At 70.7% G+C, this 13,996-nt stretch carries 13 protein-coding genes; 3 read left to right on the forward strand and 10 right to left on the reverse strand.

Annotated features, from left to right (window positions below):
- Positions 1-43: 43 nt before the first annotated feature.
- Positions 44-1,300 (reverse strand): lipase family protein, encoded by a 1,257-nt coding sequence (locus ACM26Y_RS20455; protein ID WP_416061771.1) that lies wholly within the window; start codon positions 1,298-1,300, stop codon positions 44-46.
- 171 nt (positions 1,301-1,471) lie between these two features.
- Between ACM26Y_RS20455 and ACM26Y_RS20460 the strand changes: the two genes are divergently transcribed.
- The 3 genes from ACM26Y_RS20460 to ACM26Y_RS20470 all read left to right on the forward strand — a co-directional run bounded on the left by ACM26Y_RS20460 (position 1,472) and on the right by ACM26Y_RS20470 (position 3,933).
- Positions 1,472-1,951 (forward strand): nuclear transport factor 2 family protein, encoded by a 480-nt coding sequence (locus tag ACM26Y_RS20460; protein ID WP_416061772.1) that lies wholly within the window; start codon positions 1,472-1,474, stop codon positions 1,949-1,951.
- A 13-nt stretch (positions 1,952-1,964) separates the two neighbouring features.
- Positions 1,965-2,795: an SDR family NAD(P)-dependent oxidoreductase gene (locus tag ACM26Y_RS20465; protein WP_237210665.1), complete on the forward strand. Its 831-nt coding sequence runs from the start codon at positions 1,965-1,967 to the stop codon at positions 2,793-2,795.
- 79 nt (positions 2,796-2,874) lie between these two features.
- Entirely contained in the window at positions 2,875-3,933 is a 1,059-nt protein-coding gene (locus tag ACM26Y_RS20470; RefSeq protein WP_416061773.1) for an OsmC family protein, read from the forward strand.
- A 9-nt stretch (positions 3,934-3,942) separates the two neighbouring features.
- On the opposite strand, the gene ACM26Y_RS20475 is transcribed toward ACM26Y_RS20470, so the two are convergent.
- The 9 genes from ACM26Y_RS20475 to ACM26Y_RS20515 all read right to left on the reverse strand — a co-directional run bounded on the left by ACM26Y_RS20475 (position 3,943) and on the right by ACM26Y_RS20515 (position 13,996).
- Entirely contained in the window at positions 3,943-4,932 is a 990-nt protein-coding gene (locus ACM26Y_RS20475) for an ABC transporter ATP-binding protein (protein WP_416061774.1), read from the reverse strand.
- On the reverse strand, positions 4,929-5,915 hold the full coding sequence (locus tag ACM26Y_RS20480) for an ABC transporter ATP-binding protein (RefSeq protein WP_003934601.1): 987 nt from the start codon (positions 5,913-5,915) through the stop codon (positions 4,929-4,931). The genes ACM26Y_RS20475 and ACM26Y_RS20480 overlap by 4 nt, the downstream gene beginning before the upstream one ends.
- Positions 5,912-6,817 carry an ABC transporter permease gene (locus ACM26Y_RS20485; RefSeq protein ID WP_003934602.1) on the reverse strand — a complete coding sequence of 302 codons (906 nt, stop codon included), beginning with the start codon at positions 6,815-6,817 and terminating at the stop codon, positions 5,912-5,914. Before ACM26Y_RS20485 ends, ACM26Y_RS20480 begins: the two co-directional genes overlap by 4 nt.
- Positions 6,814-7,761 carry an ABC transporter permease gene (locus ACM26Y_RS20490; protein WP_003934603.1) on the reverse strand — a complete coding sequence of 316 codons (948 nt, stop codon included), beginning with the start codon at positions 7,759-7,761 and terminating at the stop codon, positions 6,814-6,816. Before ACM26Y_RS20490 ends, ACM26Y_RS20485 begins: the two co-directional genes overlap by 4 nt.
- A 79-nt stretch (positions 7,762-7,840) precedes the next feature.
- Positions 7,841-9,370, reverse strand: a complete 1,530-nt coding sequence (locus tag ACM26Y_RS20495) for an ABC transporter substrate-binding protein (RefSeq protein ID WP_416061775.1) — start codon at positions 9,368-9,370, stop codon at positions 7,841-7,843.
- Between the two features lie 35 nt (positions 9,371-9,405).
- Positions 9,406-10,929: an ABC transporter substrate-binding protein gene (locus tag ACM26Y_RS20500; RefSeq protein ID WP_416063719.1), complete on the reverse strand. Its 1,524-nt coding sequence runs from the start codon at positions 10,927-10,929 to the stop codon at positions 9,406-9,408.
- A 50-nt stretch (positions 10,930-10,979) separates the two neighbouring features.
- Entirely contained in the window at positions 10,980-12,524 is a 1,545-nt protein-coding gene (locus tag ACM26Y_RS20505; protein ID WP_416061776.1) for an ABC transporter substrate-binding protein, read from the reverse strand.
- Between the two features lie 147 nt (positions 12,525-12,671).
- Complete coding sequence (locus tag ACM26Y_RS20510) at positions 12,672-13,544, reverse strand: alpha/beta fold hydrolase (RefSeq protein ID WP_416061777.1); 873 nt, start codon at positions 13,542-13,544, stop codon at positions 12,672-12,674.
- Positions 13,545-13,564: 20 nt separating this feature from the next.
- On the reverse strand, positions 13,565-13,996 hold the full coding sequence (locus ACM26Y_RS20515; protein WP_416061778.1) for a PPOX class F420-dependent oxidoreductase: 432 nt from the start codon (positions 13,994-13,996) through the stop codon (positions 13,565-13,567).

Consider the following 13,996-nt stretch of genomic DNA (forward strand, 5'->3'; position numbering starts at 1 on the left):
GATGTCCGGTGTCGGGTCATCCATGGTCGGCAGGGTGACCCCTTCAGCCCACGCAGGTGTTCTCCTCCGGCATGCCGGCGAACCGCCGGCCCATCCAGTCCATGCCTTCGACGGCGGCGGGAAGCAGGCCGATTCCGTGACCCGCGCCGGTCCCGGGCAGCACCGGCGGAATGGCGTAGCGGCGATAGGTGACGGATGCGTCTCCGGCACACCATTTCTCGACCATCGTGTCGACGCCGCCGACCTGGACGAAGTCGTCCGTCGCGTTCTGCGCGACGAACGTCGGGATCGTGGGGGCGATGTTGCCGAGTTCCTGCTCGCGCACGAGCGACGCCCACGGTTCGGCGGCCAGGTGATCGGCGATGGGCCGGCCGTCGACCGTGTACCAGGCCGTCGGGAAGAACGGATTCATGCGGGGCGCGTCGTAGACGCAGTACGTCTCGGCGCGCGCGAGAATGTCGCGTCCGGCGGGATTGAACACCCCGAGCAGTTCCTCCCGCACCTGCGGATAGGCCGCGGCGAAGCCGTTGACGACCCAGCCGATCCCGCCGGAGAGCAGCGATCCGTCGCCGGCGACGGCGAGGTCGGCGAGCGACGCGGGCGGGGAACCGGCGACCGCGGCGACGACGGGCAGTTCGGGGGCGTAGGTGCCGGCCAGTTCCGCGGCCGCCGCCGACGACATGCCGCCCTGCGAGTACCCCCAGAAGCCGATGCGGGTGCCCTCGTCGATACCGCGGTCGGTCAGCTGCAGCGCCGCACGGGCCAGGTCGAGCATGGCGTGCCCCTGCGAGACTCGGTTCAGGTAGGGATGCCCGCCGGGCGTGCCGAGGCCCTCGTAGTCGGTCATCGCGACGGCGTAGCCGCGCGCGAGCAGCGGCACGATGTGCAGGTACTCGTACTCCTGGAGGTGGTTCGTCAGCTTCGACGGTGCGCACTGGTCGCCCATGCCCTGCGTGCCCGGACCGAGGACGATCGTCGGACGCGGACCGTCGCCGGACCAGGGTTGCGAGGGCACGAACACGGTGCCGGTGACCGCGGTCGGGCCGCCCGTGGCGTTCTCGCTGCGGTACATCACCCGGGTGGCGGTGGCGTCGAGCGCCGGGGCGACGACGGGTTCGGTGCGCAGGACGTCGCCGGCCGCGCCGCCGGGCAGCGGATCGGGTGGGAGGTAGAACTCGTCGTAGCCCGACGCAGACCCCGTGGGAGCGGCAGCCGCGACGGACCCGGCGACGAGAGGCGCCAGCAGCACGGTCAGGGCGGCGGTGAGCAGGCGGGCGGTGCGCGTGGGCATGCCGAGCATTCTGCACACATATGTACTCCGAAGGAAGGCGCCGCGACGAAGATTCTGAAACGAGTTCTACGCTCTTTCCGGTGCTGCGGCCCGGTCACCGGGACGATCGCTGCCGCCACCCTCGCGGCGCGGCTAGGGTCCGGGTCGCCGCTGTATCCGCAGGACGGAAGGGACGCGAGTATGACCGTCGAAGAGCGACTGGCCCGGCTCGAGGCGCTCGAGGAGATCCGGATGCTCAAACACCGGTACTTCCGCGCGTGCGACGCCAAGGACCCGGAGGGCATGCGCGACTGCTTCGTCGCCGAAGGTGCCGACATCTACTACGGCCCCGCGCTGGGCAGCTTCGACGACGCCGACGGTCTCGTCGACGTCTACGCCCGCCTCGCCCTCGAACGCGTCGACGACCGGTATGTCATCCTCGACATGCACCACGGCATGCACCCGAGCCTCGAGATCACCGGCGACGGCACCGCCACCGGGGCGTGGACCCTGCGGTTCCGGCAGGTCGATCTACGGACCCGCACCGAGCGGGTCAGCGCACTCGACTACGACGACGACTACGTCGTCGAGGACGGACGGTGGAAGATTGCCCGGTGCCACGTGCGGGTGCACTGGTCCATCGAACGCCCACTGACCGACGACGTGAAAGTGGCGCAGTGACATGCCCGAAGACATGACCGAACGCAAGGTAGCCCTCGTCACCGGCGCGAGCCGCAGCGTCGGCAAGGGCATTGCGTGCGCCCTCGGCTCCGACGGCTGGACCGTCTACGTCACCGCCCGCGGACCGGTCGGCACCGACGGCCCACTGGACCGCACCGCCGCCGAGGTCACCGCCCGCGGCGGGACCGGCATCGCCGTGCAGTGCGACCACACCGACGACGAGCAGATCCAGGCGCTGTTCCGGCGCATCGCCGACGAGCAGGGCGACCGGCTGGACCTGCTGGTGAACAACGTGTGGGCCGGGCCGCCCGGGTTCGCGGGCTTCTCCGAGCCGTTCTGGCAGCGCCCGCTCTCGGACTGGGACTCGCTCGTCGGCCTCGGACTGCGTGCGCACTACGTCGCGTCCGTCGAGGGGGCGAAGCTCATGGTGCCGCGCGGCAGCGGAACGATCGTCAACATCTCCTCGTTCGGCACGCGCGGCTACCTGCACTCGGTGCTGTACGGCATCTCGAAGGCGGGGCTGGACAAGATGGCCGCCGACATGGCCGTGGACCTGCGCGGGACCGGTGTGACCGCCCTGTCGGTGTGGCCGGGGCTGGTCAAGAACGAGGCCATGCTCGCCCGCGGCATCGACAACTTCGAGGGCTTCTCCCTCGCCAACGCCGAGACCCCCGAATTCGTCGGACGAGTGATCGTCGCGCTCGCGAACGACCCGAAGGTGAACAAGCGCAGCGGGCACACCCTGATCACCGCCGAGACCGCCCTCGACTACGGGGTCGTCGACGTCGAAGGCAATCAACCGGATTCGCACCGCGGGGCGTTCGGCGGCGGCCCGCTGTACTGATCCGCGGAGGGCGCCGAATCCTCTGTGGTCCCTCCCGGGAACGAGATAGCCTCCGGGAAAGGGCGAGAGGGCGGGCACCATGCACAGCGAGAAGATCCCCGTCGCCGGCTCCGGCGGCACGGAATCGACGGCGGTGCTGGATCTGCCGGAAGGCCCGCCGCGCGCGTTCGCACTGTTCGCCCACCGCTCCGGCACGGCAGCGTCGCGGATCTCGGAGACCCTCACCGAGCACGGCATCGGCGTCCTGCGCGTCGGCTGCCAGGGCACCGCCTCGGAGTCCGAGGTCGCCGCTATCGTGCACGCCGCAGATCACCTACGCGACCACTACGCCGCTCCCAGCGTCCTGATCGGCCACTCCTTCGGGGGCGCGGCCGTCCTCGCGGCGACCGAGCACGTGCCCGAGGCGCGAGCCGTGGTCACGATCGGCGCCCCTGCGGCGACCGAGCAGATCGACAAGCTCGGTGCCGCACTGCTGGTGATGCACTCCCCCGACGACGACACCGTCGACATCGACAACGCCCGGCAGATCTTCGAGGCGGCCCGTCACCCCAAGTCCTTCCTGTCCGTCGACGGCGCCGACCACCTGCTCACCCGGAAGTCCGACGCCCGGTTCGTCGCCTCGACGCTGGCGGTCTGGGTGGGCAGGTACCTCGACGAGCACCCGCGGCCCGGGCCGCCCCCGGCCGAGGGCGTCGTCGAAGTCTCGTGGAACGGGGCCACCCGGTTCGGGCAGCGCATCGCCATGGGCCGGCACCTGATGACCGCCGACGAACCTACACCCGTGGGGGACGACACCGGGCCGTCACCGTACGACCTGCTGCTCGCCTCCCTCGGTGCCTGCACGTCGATGACGTTGCGCATGTACGCCGACCGCAAGCAGTGGCCGCTCGAGAACGTGTCGGTTTCCCTGCGCCACAGCCGGATCCACGCCGCCGACTGTGAGGACTGCGAGACCCGGACGGGGCGGCTCGACAGGATCGAACGCGTGATCCGGCTCGCCGGTGATCTCGACGAGCAACAGCGGCAGCGCCTGCTCGAGATCGCCGACCGCTGTCCGGTGCACCGGACCCTGCACTCGGAGATCGTGGTGGACACCGCCCTGGCAGCCGGTGATCGGACCGACGACGCGCCGTCCTGAACTCGCCCGTCACGCCAGGTGGCAGGCCACCTGCCCGCCCCCGGGCACCTCGGTGATCTCGGGACGGCGTTCCCGGCACACCGGCAGCACCTTCGGGCAGCGGGAACTGAATGCGCACCCGGCGGGCGGATTCGCCGGGTCGGGCAGCTCGCCCGTGAGCCGGATCCGTTCGCGGCGGCGCTGCCGTGCCGGATCCGGCACGGGCACCGCCGACAGCAGCGCCTGCGTGTACGGGTGCGCCGGCTCGGTGAACAGCCGCTCCGACGGACCCCACTCGACGATCCGGCCCAGGTACATCACCGCCGTGGTGTGGGCGATGTGCCGGACCACCGCGAGGTCGTGCGCGATGAACAGGTACGCGATGCCCAGCTCGGCGGACAGCTCCTCGAGCAGCGCGATCACCTGGTTCTGGGTGGAGACGTCGAGGGCGCTCACCGCCTCGTCGGCGACGACCAGTTTCGGCTCCACCGCGATGGCCCGGGCGATGGCGATGCGCTGGCGCTGCCCGCCCGAGAACTCGTACGGGTAGCGCTCGGCGTGTTCGGGCCGCAGCCCCACCTGTTCGAGCAGCTGCCCGACCTTGCGGCGGCGGGCAGCGGCGTCGAGGTCGGTGTGCACCTCGAGCGGTTCGGCGACGGCGTCGCCGACCGTGCGCGACGGATCCAGCGACGAGTACGGGTCCTGGAACACCATCTGCATGTCGCGGCGCGCGGTGCGCAGCTCCGACTTTCCCAGGGCGGTGACGTCGACACCGTCGAGTACCACCGACCCGGCGGCGACGTCCACCAGCCGCAGGATGCCGCGCGCGGTGGTGGACTTCCCGGAGCCGGATTCTCCGACCAGGGCGAAGGTTTCGCCGGCCCGGATGTCGAACCCCACCTCGTCCACCGCGCGGATCGTGCGCTTCTTCGCGAACGCGCGCCCCCGCACCGGGAACTCGACCCGCAGGCCCCGCACGCTCAGCAGCGGCGCGTTCGTGTCCTTCTCGACGACGGTCATACGGTTCCCTCCAGGATCAGATCGGTCACCCGGGCGCAGCGCGCCGTCCGGTCGTCGCCCACGGCGAGCAGCGGGACGTCGGCGGCGCACTCGTCGGCCCGGTGGGGGCAGCGCGGCGCGAACCGGCAGCCGACGGGGATCGAGCCGGGCGGCGGCGGTGAGCCTGCGATGGTGTGCAGTTCGCTGCGCCCGCCCACGTCGGGCACCGAACGCAGCAGGCCCGCGGTGTACGGGTGGCGGGGCGTCGCGTACAGCGGCTCGGTGCGGGCCCGTTCGACGACCTGCCCCGCATACATCACGACGACCTCGGTGCACAGGTCGGCGACCACTCCCAGGTCGTGGGTCACGAACAGCACGCCCATCCCGAACCGGCCGGCCATCTCGCGGATCAGGTCGAGCACCTGCGCCTGGATGGTGACGTCGAGCGCGGTGGTGGGTTCGTCGGCGATGAGGAGCTTCGGCTCGCACGCCAGCGCCATCGCGATCATCACCCGCTGCCGCATGCCGCCGGAGAATTCGTGCGGGTACTGACGGATCCGGCGGGCGGCGTCGGGGATGCCGACGAGGTCGAGCACCTCCACCGCGCGGGCCGTCGCCGCCTTCCGGTTCACGCGACGGTGCCGCCGTACCACTTCGGCGATCTGGTCGCCGACGGTGAACACCGGGTTCAGGCTCGTCATGGGTTCCTGGAAGATCATGGCGATGTCGTTGCCGCGCACCGCTTCCAGCTCGCGCGACGGCATGGTCAGCAGGTCGCGGCCCTGGAAGCGGATGCTGCCGGCGACGGTGCGGGACTGCCGGGACGGCAGCAGCCGCAGCACCGACGAGCAGGTGACGGATTTTCCGGATCCGGACTCGCCGACGAGCCCGACGAGTTGACCGGCCGCGACGTCGAAGGACACGTCCTGCAGCACCGGTGTCCAGCCGGACGCGGTGGCGAACTCGACGCCGAGACCGTCGACGCTCAACAGTGGTTCGGTCACTTCTCGCTCCGATTCTCGCGGCCCACCGAGTCGCGGATCCCGTCGCCGAGGGTGTTGCAGGCGAGCACGGCGAGGATGATCGCGACGGCGGGGATCAGCACGGGCCAGGTGGTGTAGTTCCATGCCTCGCGGCCCTCGGCCAGCATCCGCCCCCAGCTCGGATCCGGTGGTTGCACCCCGAGTCCGAGGAAGCTGAGCGAGGATTCGGCGAGCATCGCGAAGCCGCACGCGAGGCTGATCTGCACGATCAGCGGGGAGAGGGTGTGCGGGAGGATGTGCTGGCGCACGATCCGCGTGGTGGGGGTGCCGATGCTGCGGGACGCCTCGATGAAGGTGTTCTCCCGCACCGCGATCACCGCGCCGCGCACGACGCGGAAGAACCTCGGGCCGAAGACTATTCCGATCGCGAACATGGCGTTGGTGAGATCGGGTCCCATGACGCCGACGATCGCCATCGCCAGCAGCAGCGGCGGGAAGCTGAGGAACGCGTCGGCGATGCGCGAGAGCAGCGCGTCCCAGCGGCCACCGAGGAATCCGGCCGCGAGGGCTGGGATCACGCCGAGGAGCAGACCGACCGTCACCGAGATCGCCGCGGCCGTGACCGCGACGCGGGCCCCGTAGAGCAGCCGCGAGAGGGTGTCCCGACCGAGGTTGTCGGTGCCGAGCAGATAGCCGTCGGACAGCGGCGGCAGCCGGCGGGCCGTGAGTTCCTGCATCAGCGGGTCGTGCGGGGCGATCAGCGGTGCGGCGAGCCCGAGGACGGTGATCAGGGCCAGGAACACCGCCGCGGCGACGGCGGCCCGCCGGCCTCGGAACCGGCGCAGGAACCGGCGGCGCGGCGATTCGACGGCGGCCGGCGCCGTCTCCGCGACGGGGTTCGGGGAGGTGAGGGTTTCGCTCATGCCGCGCTCCTGGTCCGAGGGTTCAGGTACCCGTAAGAGATGTCGACGAGCAGGCTCATCACGACGGTGGCGAAGACACCGAAGATGACGACGCCCTGGATGGCGGGCAGGTCGCCGGACAGCACCGCCTGCACGGCGAAGTCGCCGAGTCCCTTGAGGCCGAACACCGACTCGATGACGGCCGTGCCGCCGAGCAGGAACGCGATCTGCATGCCGAGCACGGTCGCGGTCGGGATGAAGGCGTTCTTCAGGGCGTGCTTCCACAGGACCGAGCGCCGCCCGAGCCCCTTGGCGGTGGCGGTGCGCACGTAGTCCTGCTGCATCACCTCGATCATCGAACTGCGCAACTGGCGGGCGATCTCGGCGGCGGCGGCGAGGCCGAGCGCGATCGCCGGCAGCAGCAGGTGACTGAGCCAGGGCCACACGCCCTTGGCGAGCGGGGTGTAACCGGTGGCGGGCAGGACCCTCAGCTGCAGCGCGAAGACGAGGACCAGGATCAGGCCGAGCACGAAGTTCGGGGTCGCGACGCCCAGGGTGGATCCGACGCTGGTGGCGCGGTCCTGCCAGCTGCCCGGCCGGCTGCCGCCGACGATGCCGGCCGGGATACCGACGGCCAGCGCGACGAGCACCGCCACCAGGGTCAGGGACACGGTGACCGGCAGCCGGTCGACGATCATCTCGAGCACCGGCGCCTTGTAGGTGAAGCTGGTCCCCAGGTCGCCCCGCACCAGTCCGCCGAGGAAGTCGGCGTACTGCACGACGACGGGCTGGTCGAGCCCGAGTTCGGTGCGCACCAGCTCGATCTGTTCCGGGGTCGCGGTCTCGCCGGCGATCCGGTGCGCGGGATCACCCGGGATGAGGAAGATCAGGCCGAAGGTGATGGCGGTGGCGATCAGCAGCAGCGGTAGCACCGCGAGCAGCCGTTGCCCGATCAATCGAAGCATCCTGCCGGTCCTTTACATCGTGTCGAGGTGTCGCTCGGGACGCTGCCGCCCCGGTCACTCGGCGGCGGTGCCGCCCCGGTCACTCGGCGGCGGTGAGGCCGATCCCGCCCCATTCGTCCAGCGCCCGGTACGGCCGGTAGCCGACGACCCGGTCGGTGAGGGTGGCGCCGAGGTCGGAGAAGGCCAGCGGGATCATCAGTGCCTGGTCCACGACCGTGGCGGAGACGTCGCCGAGGAGCCGTCCGCGGGCCTGCTGGTCCGGTTCGGCGTTCGCGGACGCGAGGGCCTCCGCGAAGCCGGGGGTGACGTCGTGCGACGGGTTCTGCGGCGAATCCGGCGCGAAGTACGTGGTCAGCAGCAGTGACGGATCGGCCCGTCCGGAGAAGGTGGTCAGCACGGCGTCCAGCTCGCCGCGGTTGAAGACCGGCGACATCTCGGCGGGGCTGAGCAGCCGGATCTGCATGGTGACGCCGATCGCGTCGAGCTGCTGCTGGACGATCTGTGCGATCCGCTCGTTCTCGGGCAGGTTCATCACGCCCGCGGTGAACGTGAACCCGGCCGGCAGCCCGGCCGCGGCGAGCGTCTCGTGGGCGGCCTGCTCGTCGTAGGCGTACCGGTCGGCCAGCTCCGGGTTGTAGGCGAAGTAGCCCTGCGGGAAGTTCTGGCTGGCCGCCTCGCCGTGGCCTTCGAGTGCGGAATCGACGAGGGCCTGCCGGTCGATCGCGGTGCTCAGCGCCCGGCGCACGTCGACGTTGCCGAACTCGCTGCGGGTGCGGTTGAAGTGCAGGACGTAGTGGTTCAGGCTCGTCTGCACCTGCGAGTCCAGGCCCTGCGCGGCAGCGGGGTCGATCGAGAGCGGCGTGGCCATCGCGATGTCGAGTTCGCCCGACGCCAGCGCGTTGATGCGGGTCTGCGGGTCGGTGACGACCTCCCATTCGAAGCTCTCGGCGGTCACCGACTCCGGATCCCAGTAGCCGTCCCACGCCACGAAGTCGTACGACGCGCCGGGCTGCGCGTCGGCGACGGTGTACCGGCCCGCGCCGACCGGCCGCAGCACCAGGGCGGCGTCCTTGTCCGGCGTGCCGAAGGCGTTCGGGCTGACCATCATTCCCGGCAGATCGGACAGGGTCAGGACGAGCTGGGTGCCGGGCCCGTTCAACCGCAGCACCACCGTGGTGGCATCGGGGGTCTCGATCGCCTCGACCGGTGCGAGCATCGTCGTGGTGATCGAGTCCGGCTCCTGGGCACGTTCGAGATTGGCCCGGACCGCCTGCGCGTCCAGGGGGGTGCCGTCCTGGAACTGCAGGCCCTCCCGCAGGTGGAAGGTGAGGGTGCGACCGTCGTCGGAGAACTCCCACGACTCGGCCAGTCCCGGAACCGGATTCGCGTCCCGGTCGCGGTGCACCAGCCGGTCGTACACCTGGGTCAGCATGATGTTGTCCTGCGCGACCCGGGTCTTGTGCGGGTCGAAGGACGACGCCCCGTAGGTGGTCGCGTACCGCAGCGTCGCCTGCGGGTCGACGGCGTCCGACGTCGGGGCGGAACCGCACCCGGCGAGGAGCGCGACGGCCAGTGCGGCGCCCAGGGCGAGTCTCGTGCGACGGGCCATGTTGTTCTCCGTTTCTCAGGGGATGGAGACGGGCGTTACGGTGCGGCCACTCCCACGCCGCGCCACTCGTCGAGCACCCGGCTCGGCTCGTAGCCGACGACGGTGCCGGAGGTGATCGCGCCGAGTTCGGCGAACGCGACGGGCAGCATCGCGGCGTGGTCCATCACCACGGCGTTGACCTCCCCGAGCAGAGCGGCCCGTTCGTCGGGGTCGGTGGCCCGGTTGGCCGCCTCCATCGCCTCCCGGAAGCCGGGGATGTCGTCGTGCGACGGGTTCTGCGGCGAGTCCTGCCCGTAGTACGACGTCAGCAGCAGCGACGGTTCGGCGCGACCGGTCAGGGTGGTGAGGATGGCGTCGAGTTCACCGCGGTTGAACGCGGGATTGAGGTCGGTCGGCGTCATCGACCGGATCTCCATCGTGATGCCCACCCGCGCCAGCTGTTCCTGCATGATCTGCGCGATGAGCTGGTTCTCCGGCAGGTTCGACGCGCCGGCGACGAACGAGAATCCGTTCGGCACACCGGCCTGCGCGAGCAGGGCCTTCGCGCGTTCGGGGTCGAAGGCGTACTGGCCGTCGAGGGCGGCGTTGTGCGCGAAGTACCCGGAGGGGAAGTTCTGGCTGGCGGCTTCGCCGTGTCCCTCGAGGGCGGTCTCGACCACGGCTTCCCGGTCGACGGCGTGGGCGAGGGCCTGCCGCACCTCGAGCCGGCCGAATTCGCTGCGGGTCCGATTGAGGTTGAGCACGTAGTTGTTGAGGGTGGTCTGCACGTCCGCTTCGAGGCCCTGCTGCTCGGCCGGGTCGACGGACAGCGGCGTGGCGATCGCGGCGTCGAGCTGGCCGGAGGCCACCGCGCTCACCCGGGTCTGCGGATCGGTCATGACGATCCACTCGAAGGCGCGGGACTGCACCGCCTCCGGATCCCAGTAGCCGTCCCGGGCGACGAATTCGTACTGCGCACCGGGCTGTGCCTGCGCGACGGTGTATCGGCCGGTGCCGGCCGGGGTCAGTACGAGGGCGGCGTCCTTGTCGGAGGTGCCGAACGCGTTGGGGTTGACCATCATTCCGGGCAGGTCGGAGAGGGTGAGCACGAGCTGCCCGCCCGGACCGTCGAGCCGCAGCACCACGGTCTGCGGGTCGGGCGCCTCGACCGCGGCGACACCGGCGAGCATGGCGGCGGTGATCGAGTCGGGCTGCATCGCGCGTTCGAGGTTGGCCACCACCGCGGCCGCGTCGAACGGGGTGCCGTCGGAGAACGTCACGTCCTGCCGCAGACGCAGCGTCAGGGTGGAGCCGTCGTCGGCGAACTCCCACGACTCGGCGAGCCCGGGAATCGGGTTCGCGTCCCGGTCACGGTGCACCAGCCGGTCGTAGACCAGATTGAGCATGATCGAGTCGCTGGTGATTCTCGTCTTGTGCGGGTCGAACGACGACGCGCCGTAGGTGGTGGCGTAGCGCAACGTCGCGTTCGGGTCGGCGGTCTGTGCGACGTCCGTCGCCGCGGAGCTGCCGCACCCGGCCACCGCGACGGTCACGGCGAGCACGGACAGGGCGGCCTTCATCGATCTGCGAAACATGACAGTCCTCGGGGTGATTCGGTTCGTCGAACGGTTCACGGGGCGGCGACGCCGACGCCGCGCCACTCGTCGACGAGCAGGGTGGGTTCGTAGCCCACGACCTCGTCGGTCAGGGTGGAGCCGAGTTCGAAGAACACCAGCGGGATTGCGAGCGCGTTGTCGCTGACGAGTTTCGACACGTCGCCGAGCTTGTCGGCACGCGCCTGGAGGTCGAACTCGCGGTTGGCCGCATCCAGGGCTTCCTGGAATCCGGGAGCCGTGCTGCGGGACGGGTTCTGCGGCGACTGCACCCCGTACAGCGCGGAGAACAGCAGAGCGGGATCGGACCGGCCGGTGAAGGTGGTGACGATGGCGTCGGCGTCGCCGCGGTTGAACGTCGGGGAGGCTTCGGACGGCGGCATCGGCTTCAGCTGCATGTCGATGCCGACCTCGGCGAGCTGTTGCTGCACGATCTGCGCCACCTGCACGTTCTCGGGCAGGTTGAGCAGGATCGCGGTGAAGGAGAACCCGTTCGGCAGTCCTGCCTGCGCCAGGAGCTCCCGTGCCCGGTCGGGGTCGTACGGGTAGGCGCCGGCCAGGTCGGGATCGTAGGCGAAGTAGTCCTTCGGGAAGTTCTGGGTCGCGGCCTCGGCGTGACCTTCCATCGCGGTGTCGGCGATGGCCTGCCGGTCGATCGCGTACGCCAGCGCCTGCCGCACCTCGAGCTTGCCGAACTCTCCGCGCGACCGGTTGAGGTTGACGGCCATGTGGTCGAGCCGCAGGGCCGTCTCGACCCGCAGGCCCTGCTGCTCGGCGGCATCGATGGTCAGCGGGGTCGTGATGGCGGCGTGCAGGTCTCCGGAGGTGACGCCGGCGAGCCGGGCCTGCGGGTCGGTCATCACCGTCCACACCACACTGTCCGTGCGGACCGCGTCGGGATCCCAGTAGCCGGGCCGGGCCGTGAACTCGTACTCGGCGCCCGGCTGTGCGCGGGTCACCGTGTAGCGGCCGGCGCCGGCCGGGGTGAGCGCCAGCGCGGCGTTCTTCTCGGGGGTGCCGAAAGCGTCGGGGTCGACGATCATTCCGGGCAGGTCGGACAGTGCGAGGACGAGTTGCGCGCCGGGCCGGTCCAGGGCGAGCACGACGGTGCGCTCGTCGGGGGTCGTGATGCCGGTGACCCCGGCGAGCATCGGTGCCGTCACCGAGTCCGGTTCGAGCGCGCGGTTCAGGTTGGCCTGGACGGCGGCTGCGTCCACCGGGGAACCGTCGGCGAAGCTCACCCCCTCACGCAGATGCAAGGTGAGCGACTCGTCGGTCAGCTCCCACGATTCGGCCAGGCCGGGGACGGGTTGTGCGTCGACGTCGCGGTGCACGAGCCGGTCGTAGACCAGGTTGAGCATCGTGGCGTCACTGGTGATCTTCGTCTTGTGCGGGTCGAAGGAGGACGCGCCGAAGACCGTCGCGTAGCGCAGCGGAATCGCGGGATCGGCGACCCCCGAGTTCTCGGACACCTCGGAGCCGCATGCGGCCACCAGCACCGCGCACGTCCCGACGGCGGCCGTCCACCGCCGGACGGCAAACCTGCCCATAGCGACCGGCATCTCACCCCTTCCTCGAAGCGCTCGCGCGCACAGTCGATTTCAGGACGGACGACGATGCGCACGGCCCTGTTGCCGACCGAACCTAAGGGGTTGTGACGTGCCGCACATCGCCGTTCCCACTGAACGAGACCGCGCGGGAATCGGTGGTCAGCCGAGCGCGCCGAGGAGGGCGGCGTTGACCTCCGCGGCCGGGACCATGGGCATCGTGTGGTGCGTCGCGCCCTCGACGAGCACCGCTCGCAACCGCGGATTCGCGGCCGCGACCGCGGCCGCCACCTTCGCGCCGTCGTGGACCTTGCTGCCGGCCGCGAGGACGACCGTCGTGTCCACCGCGAGCCCGGCGAGGGCGCGGCGTGCGGGGCGTTTCGGGACGACGAGCTTGCCCGTCGGGAAGTGCTCGGCACCGAGGGCGACGAGCTCGAGCCAGTCCTCGTCGAGTGGCCGGCCGCCGGTCTCCCAGCGCAGGAATCGGCGCTGACGGTCGCCGCTGGGCCGCAGCAGCAGCGGGACCGCGCGAGTCAGGTACCCGGCGCGCATTCGGGCGAAGCACGAATTCGGATCGAGCAACACCATGTTCCGGATCCGCTCGGGGCGTTCGAGTGCGTAGGCGAGCGCGACCATCGCCCCGTACGAGTGGCCGACCAGGTGGAACGACGACACACCGAGCGCCGCGGCGACGCCGTCGAGCCACACCCGCAGATCGTCCACGCCGCGCATCGGCTTTCCTTGCGCGATGCTCCGGCCCACGTCACCGAGCGGATCCACGGCCAGGACCCGGTACCGTCCGGCGAGCGCCGCGGCATTGGCGAACCACACCGCCGACGTCGCTCCCCCGCCGGGCAGCAGGACGACCGGCGGCGCGTCCTCGGGGCCGCAGACATTGACATGCGTTGTGCCGAAGTCCGATTCGACCGTCACCGCGCGGACATCTGCCGGCCACTTCGCGAGCACGGCATCGTAGGCGCGGAGAAACCGCTCTCCCTCGGCGGTGGTGGCGAACTCTGTCGACGCACGCGGCATCGTCTCCCCCTTCGTCCGGATCAGCCCGTCGGCCCGGCCATACCGTAGAACCGTTCCACCCGCATCCGCAGCACGAGCCGGCGATCGGCGACCATCGCGGCCCGGAACTCGTCCCAGTCCGGATGTTCGCCCTGCACCGTCCGGTACAGCGCGACGAGGTCCTCGACGGTGGCGTCGTGCGGATCCGCCGCGACGGGCGACAGCTCGGCCGTGCCCTCGGCGACCGCGTACGCCCAGCCGTCGGCGGCGCTGACGTACAGGCTCACGCGCGGGTCGCGGCGCACGTTCGCGGTCTTGGCTCGGCCGTCGGTGACGGAGACCGCGAAGGTCCGGGCGCCCGGGTCGTAGTGGTAGACGATGTTGGACAGCTGCGGCCGCCCGTCCCTCTTCAGAGTGACGAGGGCACCGATCTTCGAAGTGGCGAAAAGTCTTTCGAGTCCGTCGGCAGTCAC

It is taken from the genome of Rhodococcus indonesiensis (assembly GCF_047782815.1).
GTDB lineage: Bacteria > Actinomycetota > Actinomycetes > Mycobacteriales > Mycobacteriaceae > Rhodococcus > Rhodococcus indonesiensis.